Origin of the sequence: Flavobacterium limi (genome assembly GCF_010645075.1) — a bacterium.
In the GTDB taxonomy this organism is placed as follows: Bacteria; Bacteroidota; Bacteroidia; order Flavobacteriales; family Flavobacteriaceae; genus Flavobacterium; species Flavobacterium limi.
Map to the genome: position 1 here is coordinate 461,859 of NZ_JAADZV010000001.1, position 18,683 is coordinate 480,541.

The 18,683-nt window shown below is 34.7% G+C and carries 16 protein-coding genes and 1 riboswitch; of the genes, 13 read left to right on the forward strand and 3 right to left on the reverse strand.

All coding sequences use genetic code 11. The annotated features are described in order from the left end of the window. The first annotated feature begins 108 nt into the window (after positions 1-108). From GXM16_RS22970 to GXM16_RS02025, 8 genes are all read left to right on the forward strand, one after another. The gene (locus tag GXM16_RS22970) at positions 109-237 is read left to right on the forward strand and encodes a hypothetical protein (protein ID WP_262494090.1); all 129 of its coding nucleotides are present in this window, start codon (positions 109-111) and stop codon (positions 235-237) included. Positions 238-450: 213 nt separating this feature from the next. After that, positions 451-560: riboswitch (SAM riboswitch) on the forward strand. Positions 561-889: 329 nt separating this feature from the next. Beyond that, complete coding sequence (locus GXM16_RS01995; RefSeq protein ID WP_163392221.1) at positions 890-1,891, forward strand: homocysteine S-methyltransferase family protein; 1,002 nt, start codon at positions 890-892, stop codon at positions 1,889-1,891. A gap of 29 nt (positions 1,892-1,920) precedes the next feature. Continuing rightward, positions 1,921-2,202, forward strand: coding sequence for a hypothetical protein (locus tag GXM16_RS02000; protein WP_163392223.1), 282 nt, complete (start codon positions 1,921-1,923; stop codon positions 2,200-2,202). A gap of 233 nt (positions 2,203-2,435) precedes the next feature. Continuing rightward, positions 2,436-5,111, forward strand: coding sequence for a methionine synthase (metH, locus tag GXM16_RS02005; RefSeq protein ID WP_163392225.1), 2,676 nt, complete (start codon positions 2,436-2,438; stop codon positions 5,109-5,111). 79 nt (positions 5,112-5,190) lie between these two features. Beyond that, positions 5,191-6,147, forward strand: coding sequence for a methylenetetrahydrofolate reductase [NAD(P)H] (metF, locus tag GXM16_RS02010; RefSeq protein WP_163392227.1), 957 nt, complete (start codon positions 5,191-5,193; stop codon positions 6,145-6,147). 153 nt (positions 6,148-6,300) lie between these two features. Continuing rightward, positions 6,301-6,954 (forward strand): class I SAM-dependent methyltransferase, encoded by a 654-nt coding sequence (locus GXM16_RS02015; RefSeq protein ID WP_163392229.1) that lies wholly within the window; start codon positions 6,301-6,303, stop codon positions 6,952-6,954. Between the two features lie 81 nt (positions 6,955-7,035). After that, on the forward strand, positions 7,036-8,439 hold the full coding sequence (locus GXM16_RS02020; protein WP_163392231.1) for a pyridoxal phosphate-dependent decarboxylase family protein: 1,404 nt from the start codon (positions 7,036-7,038) through the stop codon (positions 8,437-8,439). Between the two features lie 334 nt (positions 8,440-8,773). Beyond that, complete coding sequence (locus GXM16_RS02025; protein ID WP_163392233.1) at positions 8,774-9,631, forward strand: alpha/beta hydrolase; 858 nt, start codon at positions 8,774-8,776, stop codon at positions 9,629-9,631. Between the two features lie 84 nt (positions 9,632-9,715). Here GXM16_RS02025 and GXM16_RS02030 read toward each other — a convergent pair whose 3' ends face one another. Further along, complete coding sequence (locus tag GXM16_RS02030; protein WP_163392235.1) at positions 9,716-11,116, reverse strand: opioid growth factor receptor-related protein; 1,401 nt, start codon at positions 11,114-11,116, stop codon at positions 9,716-9,718. A 137-nt stretch (positions 11,117-11,253) separates the two neighbouring features. On the opposite strand from GXM16_RS02030, the gene GXM16_RS02035 reads away from it, so the two are divergent. Further along, complete coding sequence (locus GXM16_RS02035; protein ID WP_163392237.1) at positions 11,254-12,381, forward strand: helix-turn-helix domain-containing protein; 1,128 nt, start codon at positions 11,254-11,256, stop codon at positions 12,379-12,381. A gap of 84 nt (positions 12,382-12,465) precedes the next feature. Next, complete coding sequence (locus GXM16_RS02040; protein ID WP_163392239.1) at positions 12,466-13,230, forward strand: hypothetical protein; 765 nt, start codon at positions 12,466-12,468, stop codon at positions 13,228-13,230. A gap of 62 nt (positions 13,231-13,292) precedes the next feature. On the opposite strand, the gene gldA is transcribed toward GXM16_RS02040, so the two are convergent. After that, positions 13,293-14,189 (reverse strand): gliding motility-associated ABC transporter ATP-binding subunit GldA, encoded by an 897-nt coding sequence (gene gldA / locus GXM16_RS02045; protein ID WP_163392241.1) that lies wholly within the window; start codon positions 14,187-14,189, stop codon positions 13,293-13,295. Positions 14,190-14,335: 146 nt separating this feature from the next. Here gldA and GXM16_RS02050 point away from each other — a divergent pair, with 146 nt between their 5' ends. Then, the gene (locus GXM16_RS02050; protein ID WP_163392242.1) at positions 14,336-14,920 is read left to right on the forward strand and encodes an outer membrane beta-barrel protein; all 585 of its coding nucleotides are present in this window, start codon (positions 14,336-14,338) and stop codon (positions 14,918-14,920) included. Between the two features lie 286 nt (positions 14,921-15,206). On the opposite strand, the gene metE is transcribed toward GXM16_RS02050, so the two are convergent. After that, on the reverse strand, positions 15,207-17,531 hold the full coding sequence (metE, locus tag GXM16_RS02055) for a 5-methyltetrahydropteroyltriglutamate--homocysteine S-methyltransferase (protein WP_163392244.1): 2,325 nt from the start codon (positions 17,529-17,531) through the stop codon (positions 15,207-15,209). A 157-nt stretch (positions 17,532-17,688) separates the two neighbouring features. Between metE and GXM16_RS02060 the strand changes: the two genes are divergently transcribed. Together GXM16_RS02060 and GXM16_RS02065 are read left to right on the forward strand one after the other, a co-directional pair. Next, positions 17,689-18,150 carry an Lrp/AsnC family transcriptional regulator gene (locus GXM16_RS02060; protein ID WP_163392246.1) on the forward strand — a complete coding sequence of 154 codons (462 nt, stop codon included), beginning with the start codon at positions 17,689-17,691 and terminating at the stop codon, positions 18,148-18,150. Positions 18,151-18,474: 324 nt separating this feature from the next. Continuing rightward, positions 18,475-18,678, forward strand: a complete 204-nt coding sequence (locus GXM16_RS02065; RefSeq protein ID WP_163392248.1) for an RDD family protein — start codon at positions 18,475-18,477, stop codon at positions 18,676-18,678. Positions 18,679-18,683 lie beyond the last annotated feature (5 nt).

Genomic DNA, 18,683 nt, shown 5'->3' on the forward strand with positions numbered 1-18,683 from the left:
TAAATTTGCAGTATTAATTTTTTTTCAGATGAGAAATTTTGATTTTAGTATTTTGAATTACCAATATAAAATATTAACTTTAAGAAAGTATTAAACAAATTATCTATTATGAACAATGACGAACAACTACTAGAAGAAAATTCCAAAGTCGGCAGTGAAATGAAAATGACAGATAATGAATTAACAGATCATCAGGAAGTCATGGATACATTTCTAAAATGGGACAGAAGTTTTTAAACAAATCACATTTTGATTTTATTAATGAGTCAGTCTTTAGGCTTATTAGCGAGAAATTTAGAATAAAAAAAGCTCAACTACTATAGTTCGAGCTTTTTTTATTCCGGAAAATTTAATCTTAGAACCACAGAACCTTAGCATTTTAGAATCGTAAAAAAAACTTGCAAGTCGAAAGGCTATTTTGTACCTTTGCACCGTTCCTAATTTTATTGAAAGTTATCACGAAAGGCGGAGGGAAAGACCCAATGAAACCTTAGCAACCCTTTGCCATAAAGAAGGTGCTACATTCTACTTAATGCTTTGACATTCAAGATAGATAACGCAAAATACATCGCGTATTTCTCAAAACTTTTCCTGACAACATTACAACATAATTTTACTGAATCAATTTGGTAAAAGGAGCGAATTATTGGTGTGTTTTTTGCCATCATGGTTTCCCGCTGTCCGCAATATCTTTTATTCTGAACCCCAGAATAAAAGGATATTTGCTCCCATCGGGGCTAAAGAGCCGTCAATTGTGAGTTTTGGAAACAAATTAAAAATAATCATTCAAGTTCAAACCTAACAGGTTTTTAAAACCTGTTAGGTTTACTTTGAGAAAATATAAAAAAGCTTAGTGTCTTAGCGTCTTCGTGGCAAAAGGCAAAACAATATGTCAACAATACAACAAGCAATAAAAGAAAGAATCCTGATCCTCGACGGAGCAATGGGAACCATGTTACAACGATATAACTTCTCTGAAGAAGATTTTCGTGGCGAACGTTTTAAAGACTTCCCGCATCCTTTAAAAGGAAACAACGATCTATTATCCCTGACACAGCCAAAGGCCATTCGTGACGTACACGCTGCATATTACGAAGCAGGCGCAGATATCGTAGAAACCAACACTTTCTCAGGAACGACAATTGGTATGGCCGATTATTTCATGGAAGATCTGGTTTATGAACTAAACTACGAATCGGCAAAAATAGCCCGAGAAGTAGCTGACGAATTCACGGCCAAAAATCCGGAAAAACCTCGTTTTGTAGCAGGTTCAATCGGACCGACAAACCGTACGGCTAGTATGTCACCAGACGTAAACGATCCGGGCTACAGAGCCGTAACGTTCGATGATTTACGAATTGCATACAAAGAACAAGTAGAGGCTTTACTAGATGGAGGCTGCGATTTACTTTTAGTAGAAACGATTTTCGACACACTAAATGCAAAAGCAGCACTTTTTGCAATTGAAGAAGTAAAAGAAGAACGCAATATCGATATTCCAATCATGGTTTCAGGAACGATTACAGATGCTTCAGGAAGAACACTTTCCGGGCAAACGGTTGAGGCATTTTTGATTTCAGTATCACATATTCCGTTATTGAGTGTTGGTTTCAACTGCGCTTTAGGAGCCGATTTGTTGAAGCCATATTTAAAAACATTAGCGCAACATACACAATTCAACGTTTCAGCACATCCAAATGCAGGATTGCCAAATGCTTTTGGACAATACGATGAAACACCGGAGCAGACTCAGGCATTCATCAAAGAATATTTAGAAGATAATTTAATCAATATCATTGGCGGTTGTTGCGGAACAACTCCGGATCATATTCGATTAATGGCTGAAGTTGCTAAGGATTATAAGCCGAGAGTGGCGCCGGTTTTAGTGTAGAGAATCAATATAATTTATTTTAGTCAATTATGAGTCAAACATTTCAGTTACATTATTTCGATTTTAATATTTTGACGGAAAGAATTTTAGGGTTCAAAAATTCATCGTTTAAAGATGAAAATACCGTAAGAAAGACAATTGAAAATTGTGTTTTATTTTTAAAAATTGACAAGGTATTAGAAATTGGTGATATAAGTTTTTCTGGAGGTTCTATAGGTGAAAATTCATTTGTTCATTTTACATTGATAAAAAAAGAAAACGTGGACCAAATGGATTTTTTAAAAGCACTAAAGGTTTTTAATGTAGGTTAAAAATTTAAATTATCGGAAGGACATAATTTATTATGAAACCAAGTCTGCGTGAGGGATAGCAGTGAAAAGCCCGCAGACCAATGCAGTGATAACGGAATTGGTTGAGGACTTGTAATGGATAGCCCGACCGGAGGGCACGCCCAAAATAAAAAGATTAAAGGTTTAAAAGCCTAAAAAATATAGAATAAAACTTAGAACCTAAGCCTCTCAGAAGCTTAGCAACTTTAAAGAAAATGACAGAAAAAAGAAGAGACCTTGTATTATCAGGATTAGAACCGTTGATTATTACGCCCGAAAGTGTTTTTGTAAACGTTGGGGAGCGTACGAATGTAACAGGTTCGCGAAAATTCCTTCGATTAATCAAGGAAGAGAAGTATGACGAGGCACTTGATATTGCAAGACAGCAGGTAGAAGGAGGAGCGCAGATTATCGATATTAATATGGATGAGGGAATGTTGGATGGTGTAACTGCTATGACCAAATTCCTAAACTTAATTGCTGCAGAACCAGATATTTCGAGAGTGCCGATTATGATCGACAGTTCGAAATGGGAAATCATCGAAGCGGGTCTGAAAGTAGTACAAGGAAAAAGTGTTGTCAATTCAATTTCGTTAAAAGAAGGAGAAGAGGCCTTTATTCATCATGCTAAATTAATCAAACGTTACGGAGCGGCTGCGATTGTTATGGCTTTTGACGAAGTAGGTCAGGCGGATAATTACGATCGAAGAGTAGAGATTTGCCAGCGTTCGTATGATATTTTGGTAAACAAAGTAGGTTTTCCTCCACAGGATATTATTTTCGATTTGAATATTTTCCCGGTTGCAACCGGAATGGAAGAGCACCGTTTAAACGCTTTGGACTTTTTCAGGGGAACAAAATGGGTTCGCGAGAACTTGCCGCACGCACATATTAGCGGAGGTGTGAGTAACGTTTCGTTCTCGTTTAGAGGAAACGACGTCGTTCGTGAAGCGATGCACTCAGTGTTTTTATACCACGCCATTAAAGAAGGAATGACGATGGGAATCGTAAATCCGGAGATGTTGACGATTTACGATGATATTCCAAAAGACTTATTAGAACACGTTGAAGACGTAATTCTGGATAGACGTGACGATGCTACAGAACGACTTTTAGATTTTGCGGAAAATGTAAAAGGCGAAGTAAAAAGTGACGAAAAAGCCGTTCAGGAATGGCGTTTAGGATCGGTTCAGGATCGTATTACACATTCATTGGTAAAAGGAATTGATGCTTTTATTGAAGAAGATGTAGAAGAAGCACGTTTGGCAGCTACAAAACCAATTGAAGTTATCGAAATCAATTTGATGGCCGGAATGAATGTCGTAGGAGATTTATTCGGAAGCGGGAAAATGTTTCTTCCTCAGGTAGTTAAATCGGCTCGTGTAATGAAAAAAGCAGTGGCGTATTTATTGCCGTTTATTGAAGCAAGTAAACAAGCCGGTGACAAACAAGGAAACGGAAAAATCCTGATGGCCACTGTAAAAGGCGACGTTCACGATATTGGTAAAAACATCGTTTCGGTTGTTTTAGCCTGTAACAATTACGAGATTGTAGATTTAGGTGTAATGGTTCCTCCGGAGAAAATCATTGCAGCGGCGATCGAACACGAAGTAGACATTATCGGTTTAAGCGGACTGATTACCCCTTCGCTTGACGAAATGGTGTATTTAGCGAAAGAATTAGACAAACAAGATATTAAAATCCCGATTATGATTGGCGGGGCAACGACTTCGCGCGCACATACAGCCGTGAAAATTGCACCTCAATACAGAGAAACTGTAATTCACGTAAACGATGCTTCGAGGGCTGTTACCGTTGCAGGAAATCTGTTAGATCATAACCGAAAAATATACGCAGCGGATATTCGAGCAGAATATGATGCTTTTAGAGAAACATTCTTAAATCGTTCCAGAGATAAAAACTTCCTGACGATTGAAGATGCCCGTAAAAACAAATTGCAGTTGGATTGGTCTGAATATACTCCGACTAAACCAAAGAAAATTGGCGCTCAAACTATCGAAATAGAATTGGATGTTTTAGTTCCGTATATCGACTGGACTCCATTTTTTCAGACTTGGGAATTGCATGGAAAATATCCGGCGATTTTAACGGATGAGGTTGTGGGTGAGCAGGCAACTTCTGTTTTTAAAGATGCCCAGGCAATGCTGAAAGTGATTTTGGAAGAGAAAAAACTAAAAGCAAAAGGTGTTTTTGGAATTTTTCCGTGTAATCAGGTTGACGACGACGATATCGAATTGCGTGATGAAAACGGAAAAGTTTTAGAGAAGTTTTTGACTTTGAGAGTGCAGTCACAAAAGACGAAAGGAGCACCAAATATAGCTCTGGCTGATTTTATTTTGCCAAAAGAAAGCGGTATTGATGATTACATGGGAGCTTTCTGTGTAACAACCGGTTTTGGCGTAGACGAGTGGGCGGCAGAATACGAGAAAAACCTTGACGATTATAATTCGATTATGGTTAAGGCACTTGCCGATCGTTTTGCTGAGGCTTTCGCCGAATATCTTCACGAGAGAGTCCGTAAAGATTTCTGGGGTTACGACTCAGAAGAATCTTTAACCAACGAAGAATTGATTAAAGAGAATTATAAAGGAATACGTCCTGCTCCGGGTTATCCAGCTTGTCCGGATCACCTGGAGAAACCTACGATCTGGAAGCTTCTTGATGTTGAAAAACAAATTGGAGTTACATTGACAGAAAGTATGGCAATGTGGCCGGCTTCATCGGTTTCAGGATATTACTTCGGAAATCCGAAAAGTAAATATTTCGGACTCGGAAAAATAAAGGAAGATCAGGTTACAGATTACGCCAAACGCCGAAATGTACCGCTCGATTACGCAATGAAATGGTTAAACCCTAATATAGCAGATTAAAAATAGTCATAAAGTCAAAAGTCATAAAGTCCGAAAGGAAAGACTTTGGACTTTGGACTTTACAACTTTAAGACTTAAGATGAAAGTAACAGAACATATAGAAAACGCCAAAGGAAAAACATTATTCTCATTTGAAATTATTCCGCCTCAAAAGGGGAAAAGCATTCAGGAATTGTACGATAACATTGATCCGTTAATGGAGTTCAAACCGCCATTTATTGATGTAACGACATCTCGCGAAGAGTATATTTACATTGATAAAGGTAACGGACTTTTAGATAAAAAGTTAACTCGTATGCGTCCGGGAACGCTTGGAATCTGCGCTTCTATAAAACACAAATACAACGTTGATACAGTGCCTCATTTGCTTTGCGGCGGATTCACACAGGAAGAAACTGAATATATGTTAGTGGATTGTCATTATCTGGGAATCAATAATGTTATGGCACTTCGCGGTGACGCAATGAAACACGAACAGTCTTTCGTTCCTAAAGATGGAGGTAATCATTATGCTGTAGATTTGGTTAGACAAATTAACGATTTAAATTGTGGAAAATATCTTCATGAAGTGATGGATATCGACAATAGAGCCGATTTTTGTATTGGTGTTGCAGGTTATCCGGAGAAACATTTAGAGTCGCCTTCTTTGCAGTCTGATTTGCGAAGATTAAAAGAAAAAGTAGATGCAGGAGCAGATTATGTGGTAACGCAAATGTTTTTCGACAATGCTAAATATTTTGCATTCGTAGAAAAAGCAAGAGAAATGGGTATTACAGTGCCAATTATTCCTGGAATTAAACCAATTGCAGTTCAAAAACACATGCAGATCCTGCCACAGATTTTCCGCATCGATTTACCTGAAGATTTGATTCACGAAGTGGACAAATGCAAAAACAACGCTGAAATCAAACAGGTCGGAATCGAATGGGCGATTCAGCAGTCAAAAGAATTAAAAGCAGCCGGAGTTCCGTTTTTACATTATTATTCAATGGGTAAATCTGAGAATATCCGTCAGATTGCCAGTCAGGTTTTTTAAAGTTACTTTTCTGGCAAAAGAATAAAAAGTTTCAGGAGCTATTTCCAGCTCTCCACTGTATCTTTTGTGGTGAACCCCACCACAAAAGGATGCCGTTCCTATCTGGGCTAGGGCATTAGGAGTTTTAATTTCAATTTGTAATATTAAAAAATTATGGAAAAAGAAGAACTACAGGCAATAGCATCCCAGTTGAAACATCCAACAGGAGAAAAAGGAATCGAAATGGCCAATATGATGCATGAAACCAACATCAATATGACACGCCACTCAATTCAAAACCTGAATATCTCGGCAGAAAATAAAATTCTTGAATTAGGCCATGGAAACGCAGGCCATGTTGAATTTCTTTTCGAACAAGCCAAAAATCTAAAATATTACGGTCTTGAAATGTCAGAACTAATGTTTCAGGAAGCACGCCAGATGAACAGAAACTTTGTTTCTCAAAAACAAGCTTTCTTTTCGGTTTATGATGGAAATATCATTCCGTTTGAAGCAGCATCTTTCGATAAAATATTTACTGTAAATACCATTTATTTTTGGCAGAATCCTCAAAAACTACTCTCAGAAATTTACAGGGTTTTAAAACCAAATGGCAATTTCTGTCTGACTTTTGCAGAGGAAAGTTTTATGAAGACTCTTCCGTTTACTCAATTTGAATTCGAACTTTATGGTACAGGAAAAGTGTTAAAACTAATTGAAAAAACAGATTTTAGAGTTGTTTACACTGAAAGCCAGACAGAAAAGGTAAAAAGCAAAACAGGAGAGCTTGTTGACCGGACTTTTACAACAATTGTTTTAGAGAAGTAAGTTTTTATCAGCTTCAATAATGGTAATAATTAATTCTGTTTATTACCGTTTTAATACGTCAAACTTTTTAAAATTTATATAGTGAATTCAGTACTTCAACACGATTTGAATAATTTTGAAAACATTTTAGAAAAAACAAAAAAGCAAGGAATCGATTTTTTGAATGATCTCGAAAATATTCCAACTTCTAACAAAAATTCAATCGATCACAGCAGAGAATTAAACGAATTAGGTTTGGGATCGCTGGCAGCTTTAGAAGAGTTTAATGAAAGATTAGCACCATTAATGGTGGCTTCTTCCGGACCCAGATATTGGGGTTTTGTTACAGGAGGTTCAACCCCTGCATCTATTGTTGGGGACTGGCTGACTTCAGTTTACGACCAAAACACACAAGCTGTAAAAGCGCAGGGCGGTGTATCGGCATTGATAGAATTTGAAACAATTAATCTGCTTTTGCAATTATTAGAGCTGCCAAAATCATTTTTAGGAGGATTTGTGACCGGTGCAACGATGTCAAATTTTACCTGTCTTGGGGTTGCCAGACAATGGTTTGGAAAACAATCCGGGAAAGATTTTGCTAAAAATGGAATTTCAGAAACCATAAATATTTTTTCGGCTACCCCGCATTCTTCTTCCATAAAAACATTATCAATGTTAGGAATTGGAAGCCAGAATTATACCCCAATTCAAACCATTGAAGGAAATCGTGAAGGAATTGATATAGTAGATTTAGAGAAAAATATTAAAAATCTAAATGGTAAACCATTTATTTTAATTTCAAGTGCAGCAACAGTCAATACTGCCGATTTTGATGATTTTGAAGCAATTCTAAAACTAAAAGAAATATACAGTTTCTGGTGGCATATTGATGCTGCTTTTGGAGGTTTCGCTGCTGTTTCAGACAAATACAAACATTTTGTAAAAGGGTGGGAAGGAGCAGACAGTATTACAATTGATTGTCATAAATGGCTGAATGTACCCTATGAAAGTGCTTTTTATCTGATAAAAGAACAGCATACAGCTTTACAGATTGAAACTTTTCAGAACTCAAATGCACCTTATTTAGGAAATCCATTAGAGAATTTTAATTACTTTAATGTAGTACCTGAAAACTCAAGACGTTTAAGAGCTTTGCCTGTCTGGTTTTCATTATTGGCATACGGAAAAGAAGGTTTCCGGGATATAGTTGAAAATAACATTTCACTGGCTCTGAACTTCGGAAATGCTCTTATTGAAGAAGAATCTTTTGAACTTCTGGCGCCAATTCGGTTAAACAATGTTTGTTTTACATTAAAAGGAGATCATAATCAGGGAAAAGTATCCCAGTTTTTGTCTGAACTTAATAATACCGGAAAAGTGTTTATGACACCAACGGTATATCAAAACCGAAAAGGTATCAGGGCATCATTTGTCAATTGGCGAACAACAGCAGAAGATATCCGGATTGTGATTGATGAAATGAAAGAAGTTTTTTCTAAAATTTAATTCTTTAAAAAAAACATTATTACAGTTTAAAAGAAAGGATCTGCTTAAAAAAACAGATCCTTTTCTATTCAAAAAAAATAAAAAACAAAAAAAGGTAACTAAAGACATAGGTTTCAAAGAGTATTCAAACCTGTTACGATTACAAATATAATATTATTTGTAATAATTCTAAATAAAAATAATAAAAAATATTTAAATTTTATAATTAGATTTCGTTTAGGAGTTTTGATTTATAAAGTATAATTGTACTTTATAATCAGTATATGACAAATTTGTATAAACCGGATTGTTTTGATTACCTTATATTTAGCATTTATTTCTAAATTAATAGAGAATGAAAATTGTAAAAAAGAATATCTATTTCTGTCTTTTGATTTTTTTCAATGTAATTGTATCTCAAAATAAAGGTATTCAGATCCCATTGTGGGAATATGGAGCCCCTGGCTTTGAAAATCTTAAAGACGAACCGGAACAGTCACAGGACTGGTGGGTCAGAAACATTCATAATCCATCGATAACCGCTTATTTACCGGAGAAGCCAAACGGAATGGCGGTACTTATTTGTCCCGGAGGGGGGCATGAAAATCTGGTTTTTAATTCAGAGGGAAAAGATGCAGCTGTTTATTTGAATAGTATCGGAGTGACGGCTTTTGTTCTGAAGTACCGCTTAGCCAGAACAAAAGATTCCCCATATAAATTAGAAACACACATTAAACAGGATGCCGAAAGAGCGATGAGAGTAATAAGAAGTAAAGCCACTGAATATAAAATTGACCCTAGCCGAATTGGTGCAATGGGATTTTCGGCAGGTGGAGAAGTTGTTGCCCTGATTGCTTATAATTCTAATAATGTTTTGAAAAACACTTCGGATGCAATTGACAAATTAGATGCACAACCCAATTTTCAAATATTAGTTTATCCAGGACCATTGTTTATTCCGAAAGAGATTAAGTCCGATGCGCCTCCGGCTTTTTTTGTGGCGGCAAATGATGATTCCTGTTGTTCAGCTCCGATAATTGAACTGCTAAACGGATACCGGAAAGCGAATGTATCGGTTGAAATGCATTTATACGCAAAAGGCGGTCACGCTTTTAATTTGGGTAAAAGAGCCAAAACAAATTCACTGAAATCATGGCCGCAAAGATTGACAGAATGGTTTGAGGTTAATAGTTATTTTGTGAAACAGGATTAAAATTTACCTGCACTTTTTGAAAATACTTACACAAACGTTCAGGTGTAAAAATTCAAAAGCTCCTTTGAAGAGGAGCTTTTAATGTTATTGTTTAAAAAGAGTTATCTTAAAATATTCATTTTCGACACTTTCATTTAACCAAATCCCTTTGTCTGAAAAATGAGCTGAAAAATAGGTCTTATTGTCGGACTTGATGCTGTTGATATATTTGGCTACTTCTGAATTATAATTGTAGGCCGCAACAGCATTAAAATCAAAGGTTGTATTCTTTAATTGTTGAAGATTTTTAAAATCTTTATTGATATGAAAGTCATTATTATTAGTTTCGTTGAGATGAGCAAAAACATCTTTAAACTCTAAATTTTGGGTTTTTACCATTTTTCCTGTTGCCTTCTCTACAATATTATAATTAAAGAAATCCTTTAGTCCATTAATTCGGATAGTAAAACAAACAGTATTGTTCAATTGAAATAAATCAACATAAATGGTATTCATGACATGACCTTTGTTAAAATCATTATCTTCAATAGCATTGATAGATTCCCAAGTTTTGTTTCCTAATTTGTCATACTTAAAAATATAAAATCCTTTCGGGCTGGCCATCGTATTTAATTTTCCGGCTTCATCACCAAAAAGACCATAAATGTAGATATCACCAGTATTTGCATCTTCAATATAATTGTTTATAGAAAGATCATCAGCGAAATGAATAAAGTCATTATTATAACCTCCAAAATTATATTCACCGGCATCATTTTTTGAATATAGAAAAACACGATTAGGGATTTTCAGGTCATAAACTAAATTGTTTAAATTTTTGCCTTCATTGGATAATCTGGTTTTATACAAGATAGTATTTGAATAATCTTTTGAAATCGATTTACTAATTAAATCAATCGTTTCGTCATAATTCACTCTCAGGTCAAATCTGAATTCCTCCTTAACACTTATAAAATTCGATCCAATGTACATATCTAAATTAGGTTTGTCAATTTTATAAATATTCTTTTTTCTGGTAACAATATCTTTTACAGCTAAATAAATATCGTCTTTTAAAAAATTCAGTTTAAATTTCCCCTTGTTATTAACTAAATTATATTCATACTTTGAAGTAAAATTTTGGTTCTTTTCGAACATCTGGATATTAGAATCCTTAACTTCTGCATAATTTATTTCTATAATTTTCCCATCAATGATGTACATACATTTTTGATTAAATGCTCCTTTAGACCGGTCAACATTAAAGAAAGAATTTTCGGAATTCGATATTGCTAGAAAGTCTTTATTGAAATCTGTATTTGAAAGTGGTTTTTTATTGCCATTTTCGTCATAGATGTTTTTCCCTATCAAAACTGAATTGCTGTTTGGTAATAGGGTAGATTTGTAATATAGATACTGTTTACTATCTTTTTCTTCATAAATAGTGGTTTGAGCAGTAGTGTAGAAACCAGAAATTAAACATAAACAAAATATAATTTTTTTCATAAAAAGCGTTGGGATGATATCAATAAAAAGCAAAAATAGATAAATTAATAATAACAAATAATTTCTGTTAATAGCTATTGGTTTTTTAAAATAAAACAACATTGATTATTATATTTGAGAATCTAAACCTACTGTATATGATGAACTCTCCAATCTTAATGGGTATTACTTCCGGAGCTGCATTTTTACTTGGTTTTTTACTTTTTTTCGATGAACGAAAGGTAAACGTAAAAGCAAATAAATACCTCGGATTGTTTGTAGTTACATTAGGTTTTGCCATGCTCGAGATTCCTTTGTTTTATCAAAAAATTTACACAGCACATCCAAATCTTTTTGAGCTGATAGGTTTGCTGAGGTTTTTAACAGCCCCTTTTCTATATATCAGCATACAGTATTTCACGTCGTTGAATAAAAAAATTGAAAAGAAAAATCTATGGCATTTTTTACCGTTTGTCATTTTTCTCGTTTTCAGATTGCCTTTTTTTGCTACCGGAAAAAATATCGAATTCAGTCATGAAACAGGAAGGGTAGTTTTCTTTGTTCTTCGAACGGCACTGCCGCTTCAGGTGATTGTGTACTGGAGTTTGTCTTTTGCAAAATTGCAGCAACATCTTAAGAATTTAAAACAGTTTTCGGCATCGACAGAAGAAATAGATTTGGTCTGGCTGAAATATTTTCTTCTTATTTTGCTGGTAATTGTAATCGCCTGGTTTAATCTGGTGTTTTTCGAGCTGAAAAATTTAATTGAATTTACTCCTTTGCTGTATTGTGTAAGTATCTTTTTTCTGGCGTATTTTTCTCTGCAGCAAAAAGAAGTTTTTGATTTTAACAATTACGAAATAAGTGATTTATCTGAAATTAAAACCGACAAAAAAGATAATCCTAAAAGGGTTTCTGAAAATCGCCTGAATGAACTGAATGGAAAATTACAATTGCTTATAAACGAAGAAAAAGTGTATTTAGAAAATGACCTTAGCCTGCCGAAATTAGCACAAAATCTAAATGCCAGCTGTAACGAAACTTCGTTTTTGATTAACGAATTGTACAAGGACAATTTCTATAATTTTATAAATAAATACCGTATTGAAGAAGCAAAAAGATTGTTGCTCTCTGATAAATACAATCAATTAAACGTTTTGGGAATTGCTTATGAATCTGGTTTTAATTCAAAAACAACTTTTAATACCACATTTAAAAAACATACCGGAATGTCTCCCACAGAATTTGTAAAAGCGAATACAGTTTTAGTGAAAAAAGAGGTTTAATTACGTTCGAAAGGGTACATCGGAACATTTAGTGGTTGGGTAATATTCAAATTTGCAGGATATTAACTCAAATACTGATAAACCATGTTAGAACAATCATCTTTAGAAATTCAAAATTCAATCTGGAAAAAATTTTTCACTACTTTAATTCTTGGACTCGAATTTTCTGCGTTATTATTACTGCTTGGCAATGGCGGAAATATTCCGTGGTTTCCACCAGTTCTGGTTTTTTCCTTAATTGGAATTTCCTTGTCAAGTGTATTATTTTTTCCGCTTATCTGGCACTTTTTAGAAAAAAAACAAAAAATAAATTCCACAAAAATATATGGTTTTTTGTACAGCAGTATTCGGTATTGTATCGCTTTTACTATTGCTGCTTTTGGCTGGAAGAAATTTTATGGACTTCAGTTTATTGTGCCGGCAGAAATTGCTAGTATGCCAATGAACAGGCAGACAGGAGAGTGGCTGACCTGGTTTTATTTTGGATATTCACATACTTTCGGAATCATAGTAGCGATTATCCAGATTGTGGGAGGATATTTATTATTGTTTAGAAACACCTCATTAATTGGAGCCATAATTTTGTTTGCTTTACTTTTTAATCTCACTTTGATTAATATTTTTTATCACATGAATCCCGGTGCTTTATTACAATCGGTCTTGCTGACAATTGGGGTTTTATTTTTGATTTTGTTAGATTATAAAAAGCTCGCCGTATTTTTTCTAAAAACTAAATCTAATTTACCCTCACTAAATTTTGAGAATGGCTTACTAAAAAACATACTTCGGATTTCCGCCATTGTATTGTCGTTATTGTTTACGATTTATCTGAAATCATTGATGAGATAAAAAAGAAAAACTCGTTTTAAACTATTTTAAAACGAGTTTTTTATTATCTCAAACAGGTAAGCCTATTTAGTAATCTCTCTAAATACAGCTTCGAGATTTTTATTTTTCTGATTAAGCTGTAATGTTTTCAAACCATTATCATGGGCAAAATCAAAAACAGTCGGACGCATATCTTTATCTGCTAAAAAGGTTAATTCCCATAAAGAGTCATGTATGTTTACGTATGATTTTAAATGTGGAATTGTAGCAATTACCTGTTCTTCAATTTTATAATCAAATTCTACTTCGATTACCTGCTCTTTGTCTGCTGAGATTAAATTGTCCAGTTTTTTATCTGCCACTATTTTTCCTTTGTCAATAATAATGACACGGTCGCAAATGGCCTCGACTTCCTGCATGATGTGTGTGGATAAAAAAACGGTTTTATCTTTTCCCACATTTTTAATTACATTACGGATTTCGATTAACTGATTCGGATCCAGTCCGGTAGTGGGTTCGTCTAAAATTAATACATCAGGATTGTGTAATAAGGCATTGGCAAGTCCTACACGCTGGCGGTACCCTTTAGATAACTGGCTTATCTTTTTATGGCTTTCCGGTGTCAGTCCTGTCAGTTGAATTACTTCATCGATTCTTGATTTATTCACTTTATAAACATCGGCATTAAAAGCCAAATATTCACGAACATACAAATCTAAATATAACGGATTGTGCTCAGGTAAGTACCCAATTGAACGCTGGACTTCTTTGGTGTTTGTCATGACATCGTGACTATTTACAAGGGCTGAACCACTATCTGCAAGTAAATAAGTCGTCAAAATTTTCATTAAAGTAGATTTTCCGGCACCATTTGGTCCCAAAAATCCTACGATTTCTCCTTTTTCAATTTTAAAAGAAATTTCATCTAAAGCTTTTTGCTCTCCGTAACTTTTTGATATGCTGTTTACTTCTATCGACATGACTTTTTATTTGTTACAAAAGTAAACAGAAATAGTCTCGATTACTAAAAAATTATCTTTTAAAGTAATTATAAAAAAAATGAACAGCCCGGTATTCACGGCATCGTTGTTGTTAAAGGAAGGCTAAATTAAAATAAACCCAAATTATGAAAAAAATTTTAGTGATGGCTGCATTGGCTATCTGTAGTTTTGCAAATGCTCAAAAAGGAACAATCTTAGTAGGTGGAAACATCGGTTATGAGTCTGAAAAATCAGAGTACGGATTTAGCGAAGAGAAAGTAAATACTTTTTCTTTTTCTCCAAAAGTGGGTTATCAGTTTAATAATAACTGGACAGTTGGAGGAGAATTTGCAATAAGTTCATCTGATGTTGATAACTTCGATGTAAAACGTAAAGACAATAACTTCAGATTAGGAGGATTTGTACGTTACTCTGTGCCATTAAATCAGACTTTTGCTGTTTTTGCTGACATGGGAGCAGGTTTCCAGACTGAGAAAAATAAAATCTACGACAACAACGGAAACGGTTATGTGAAATACAAAGGAGACGGTATATATTTAGGTGTGACTCCGGCTCTTTTTATTAACATGAAAAAAGGTTTTGGTCTGAACTTCAGTATTGGTGGTTTAGGATACGAAACATTAAGTTTTGACAATAATGGAGAAGATTACAGTAGATTCTACATCAACTTCGGTCAGACTTTTAATATTGGGATTTCTAAAAACTTCTAATTTTAAGTTTTATATTCAATTTCAGAGAGCACTCCAATTGGGGTGCTTTTTTTGTGCTAAAGGGACTTATGAAAACTAAACCTGTCGTTTAGCCCCGATAGAAGTGGTATCCTTTTGTGGCGGTGTTCGCCGCAAAAGATATAACGGATAGCGGGACAGAATGTGATGTGAGAAAGGATGCTCTTAGCTTCAAAAAATAAAAAATGCCAGCTTAAACAAAGTCGAAATAAATCATAACTACAAGATTTTCGACTCCGTTTGCCGGCACTAAAAAAATATTTAAAACTTATAAACTTACAGGGTATTCAACAGCAGCTCTCATTTCCTGAGCGGCCGCAACCATTTCAATTAACGCTTTTTTGGTTTCATCCCAATGGCGTGTTTTTAAACCGCAATCCGGATTTACCCATAACTGATCTACGGGAATAACGGCAGAGGCTTTTTCTAATAATTTTACCATTTCCTCGCTTGACGGAACTCTTGGAGAGTGAATGTCATAAACGCCAGGGCCAATTTCGTTTGGATATTTAAAATCGGCAAATGCATCCAGAAGCTCCATTTGAGAACGCGAGCATTCGATAGTAATTACATCGGCATCCATATCAGCAATATTCTGAATGATATCGTTGAATTCGCTGTAGCACATGTGTGTGTGAATCTGCGTATCATCCTCTACACCAGAAGCAGAAATTCGGAACGCTTTTACGGCCCAATCCAGATAAGCAGCCCATTCTTCTTTTCTTAAAGGTAAACCTTCACGAATTGCAGGTTCGTCAATCTGGATGATTTTGATTCCGGCTTTTTCTAAATCCACAACTTCATCGCGAATGGCCAAAGCAATTTGCGTGCAGGTTTCAGAACGGGGCTGGTCGTTACGGACAAATGACCATTGCAGGATTGTTACAGGCCCGGTTAACATTCCTTTTATCCATTTTGGAGTCAAAGACTGTGCATATTTTGACCATTTTACGGTCATAGGGTTTGGTCTTGAAACGTCTCCGTAAATAACAGGAGGTTTTACGCAGCGGCTTCCGTAGCTTTGTACCCAGCCGTTTTTGGTAAACGTAAATCCGGACAGTTGTTCTCCGAAGTATTCCACCATATCGTTGCGTTCGAATTCTCCGTGTACCAAAACGTCAATTCCGGTTTCTTCCTGAAAACGAATCGTAGCTTCCGTTTCTTTTTCGATTAAATCATTGTATTGCTCGGTTGTTAATTCTCCTTTTTTGAATTTTGCCCTCCAGCTTCTCACTTCAGCAGTCTGAGGGAAAGATCCAATTGTAGTGGTTGGGAATAAAGGAAGGTTTAACGCTTCAATCTGACTTTTTCTTCTTGTGGCAAAAGTACTTTTTCTTTTGTCATCAGAAGCAGTAATTCCGGCAACACGGGCTTTTACTTCATTATTATGAATTAATTTTGAAGTTTTACGATTATCGTTTGCCACAACATTTCTTTCGTAATCAGCCGAAAATTTAACATCAACTTCTTTTGAAGCGAATTTTTTCAACAATACAATTTCGTTGATTTTTTGTTTTGCAAAAGCCAGCCATTGTTTGATTTCAGGAGTTAAGGTCTGATCATTTGTTTCCAGATCCAAATCGCAAGGACTGTGAATTAAGGAACAGGACGGAGCAACTAAAATCCTGTTTTCGCCTAATACAGCCGTTGCTTTTTGGATTAATTTTAAAGATTTTTGGAAATCATTTTTCCAGATGTTTCTTCCATCGACCACTCCAAGAGAAAGATTTACATTTGCAGCTAATTTTCCCGATTCTAAAATATCATCCAATTGAGAAGGACAGCGAACTAAATCTAAATGGAACGTATCAACCGGAAGAGCTAAAGCGGTTTCAAGATTTTCTCCGAAACAATCAAAATAATTGGCTAAAACGACTTTAAGTTTAGGAAAACGTTTGTTGATTTCGTTGTACACTTTCGTGAAAGTATTCCTTTCTTTGTCGCTCAGGTTTAAAGCTAAAAAAGGCTCGTCTAATTGAATGTATTCGGTATTTTCTGCTTGTAATTTTTCTAAAATTTCAAAATAAACAGGAAGTAACGCATCGATAAGATCAATTCTTTCAAAGCCTTCTTCTTTTTCTTTACCCAATAATAAATACGAAACAGGTCCGATTAAAACAGGTTTTGTTTTGATTCCGATTGCATTTGCCTCTTTAAATTCATTGATTATTTTTTCAGAAAACAATTCGAACTTTTGGTTTTTAGTAAACTCAGGAACAATATAATGATAGTTGGTATCGAACCATTTAGTCATTTCCATTGCCACAACATCTTGTCCGTCTTTTTGAGATCCTCTCGCCATTGCAAAATACAAATCAAGAGAGGAGTTACTTTTTGCCATTTCATGATAACGTGTTGGAATTGCGCCAACAGCCAAAGTCAGATCCAGAACCTGATCATAAAAAGAAAAATCATTAGACGGAATCAGATCAACTCCTGCCTCAGCTTGTAACTTCCAGTTTTTAAGACGGATTTCTTTTCCGGCATCAATAAGTTCATCAGCAGAAATTTTTCCTGCCCAGTACAATTCAGAAGCTTTTTTTAGTTCTCTGTTGCTGCCGATTCTTGGGTAACCTAAATTATTTGTTTTCATTTAGTTTCAGTATTTTTTACTGAACAAATTTACATTTATTGGTTTTTAAAACTTATATTTGATTTATATTTCAGTAAAATGTGTTTTTAAAATCATATTTTAAAGATTATATTACTGTAAAATTATTGTAAAAGGATTTTTAGCCGTAAAAAACACTATGGAAAATTTAGATAAAACTGATTTATTGATACTGAAACACCTTCAGGAAAACTCCAATATCAATACAAAAGATCTCGCCAGTAAATTATTTCTTACCGTTACACCAGTGTATGAACGTATAAAAAAACTGGAAAGGGATGGTTACATTACAAAGTATGTTGCGCTTCTGGACAGGAAAAAAATGAATCGGGGCATGACAGTTTTCTGCAACGTTCGTCTAAAAGAACATGCAAAAAACGTAGGGAGTAATTTTGTAAAAGATATTGTCGCCCTTCCTGAAATCATCGAATGTTACAATATTGCCGGTGATTATGATTTTATGCTCAAAATCTTAGTAAAGGATATGGCTAGTTATCAGGATTTTGTAATGAATAAATTATCGACCATAGAGAATATTGGAAATACCAATAGTATTTTTGTAATGGGTGAAATCAAACATAGTACGGCGTTGGAGTTTTAAGCATAATAGGTTTTAAAATAAAATGTAATTTTGGTTTGTAAAACAGAAAGAGAAATGAAAAATACGCGTTTTAAAATCCCAAATTATTTATTGGCATCAAAACCAAAACGATTTCTAAATTTTATTATTGATGGTGTACTAAAACTCATTATTGCAAGATTAACAATAAAATTTTTAAATATATCTGAGATTCAAAAGGAATTAATTCATTAGATATTACAGAACGTTATTTGTTTTGGGGCGTTATTAGTTTTGTGTTATGGAATAACAGAAACATTTCTTTCCCGCTCACCGGCCAAGTATTTTACTAAAACAATTGTAGTGATGGAAGATGGATCAAAACCAGCCTTACTGCCTGTTCTTGGCCGATCTTTATTGCGTATTGTACCTTTCGAAGCATTTAGTTTTTTAAGAGGGCGTGCTTTGGGACTGCATGATAAAAATTCGGGAACTTTTGTAGTTGTAAAATCTAAACTCGAAGAGCAATTAAAAGAACATCTTGAATTAGTATCTTTAGAAAAGTCCTAAAATAA

Bases quoted from the DNA above. Each gene is read 5' to 3' on its own strand.
- GXM16_RS22970 (WP_262494090.1), top strand. From the start codon at position 109: ATGAACAATGACGAACAACTACTAGAAGAAAATTCCAAAGTCGGCAGT.
- GXM16_RS01995 (WP_163392221.1), top strand. From the start codon at position 890: ATGTCAACAATACAACAAGCAATAAAAGAAAGAATCCTGATCCTCGAC.
- GXM16_RS02000 (WP_163392223.1), top strand. From the start codon at position 1,921: ATGAGTCAAACATTTCAGTTACATTATTTCGATTTTAATATTTTGACG.
- metH (WP_163392225.1), top strand. From the start codon at position 2,436: ATGACAGAAAAAAGAAGAGACCTTGTATTATCAGGATTAGAACCGTTG.
- metF (WP_163392227.1), top strand. From the start codon at position 5,191: ATGAAAGTAACAGAACATATAGAAAACGCCAAAGGAAAAACATTATTC.
- GXM16_RS02015 (WP_163392229.1), top strand. From the start codon at position 6,301: ATGGAAAAAGAAGAACTACAGGCAATAGCATCCCAGTTGAAACATCCA.
- GXM16_RS02025 (WP_163392233.1), top strand. From the start codon at position 8,774: ATGAAAATTGTAAAAAAGAATATCTATTTCTGTCTTTTGATTTTTTTC.
- GXM16_RS02030 (WP_163392235.1), bottom strand. From the start codon at position 11,116: ATGAAAAAAATTATATTTTGTTTATGTTTAATTTCTGGTTTCTACACT.
- GXM16_RS02035 (WP_163392237.1), top strand. From the start codon at position 11,254: ATGATGAACTCTCCAATCTTAATGGGTATTACTTCCGGAGCTGCATTT.
- GXM16_RS02040 (WP_163392239.1), top strand. From the start codon at position 12,466: ATGTTAGAACAATCATCTTTAGAAATTCAAAATTCAATCTGGAAAAAA.
- gldA (WP_163392241.1), bottom strand. From the start codon at position 14,189: ATGTCGATAGAAGTAAACAGCATATCAAAAAGTTACGGAGAGCAAAAA.
- GXM16_RS02050 (WP_163392242.1), top strand. From the start codon at position 14,336: ATGAAAAAAATTTTAGTGATGGCTGCATTGGCTATCTGTAGTTTTGCA.
- metE (WP_163392244.1), bottom strand. From the start codon at position 17,531: ATGAAAACAAATAATTTAGGTTACCCAAGAATCGGCAGCAACAGAGAA.
- GXM16_RS02060 (WP_163392246.1), top strand. From the start codon at position 17,689: ATGGAAAATTTAGATAAAACTGATTTATTGATACTGAAACACCTTCAG.
- GXM16_RS02065 (WP_163392248.1), top strand. From the start codon at position 18,475: ATGGAAGATGGATCAAAACCAGCCTTACTGCCTGTTCTTGGCCGATCT.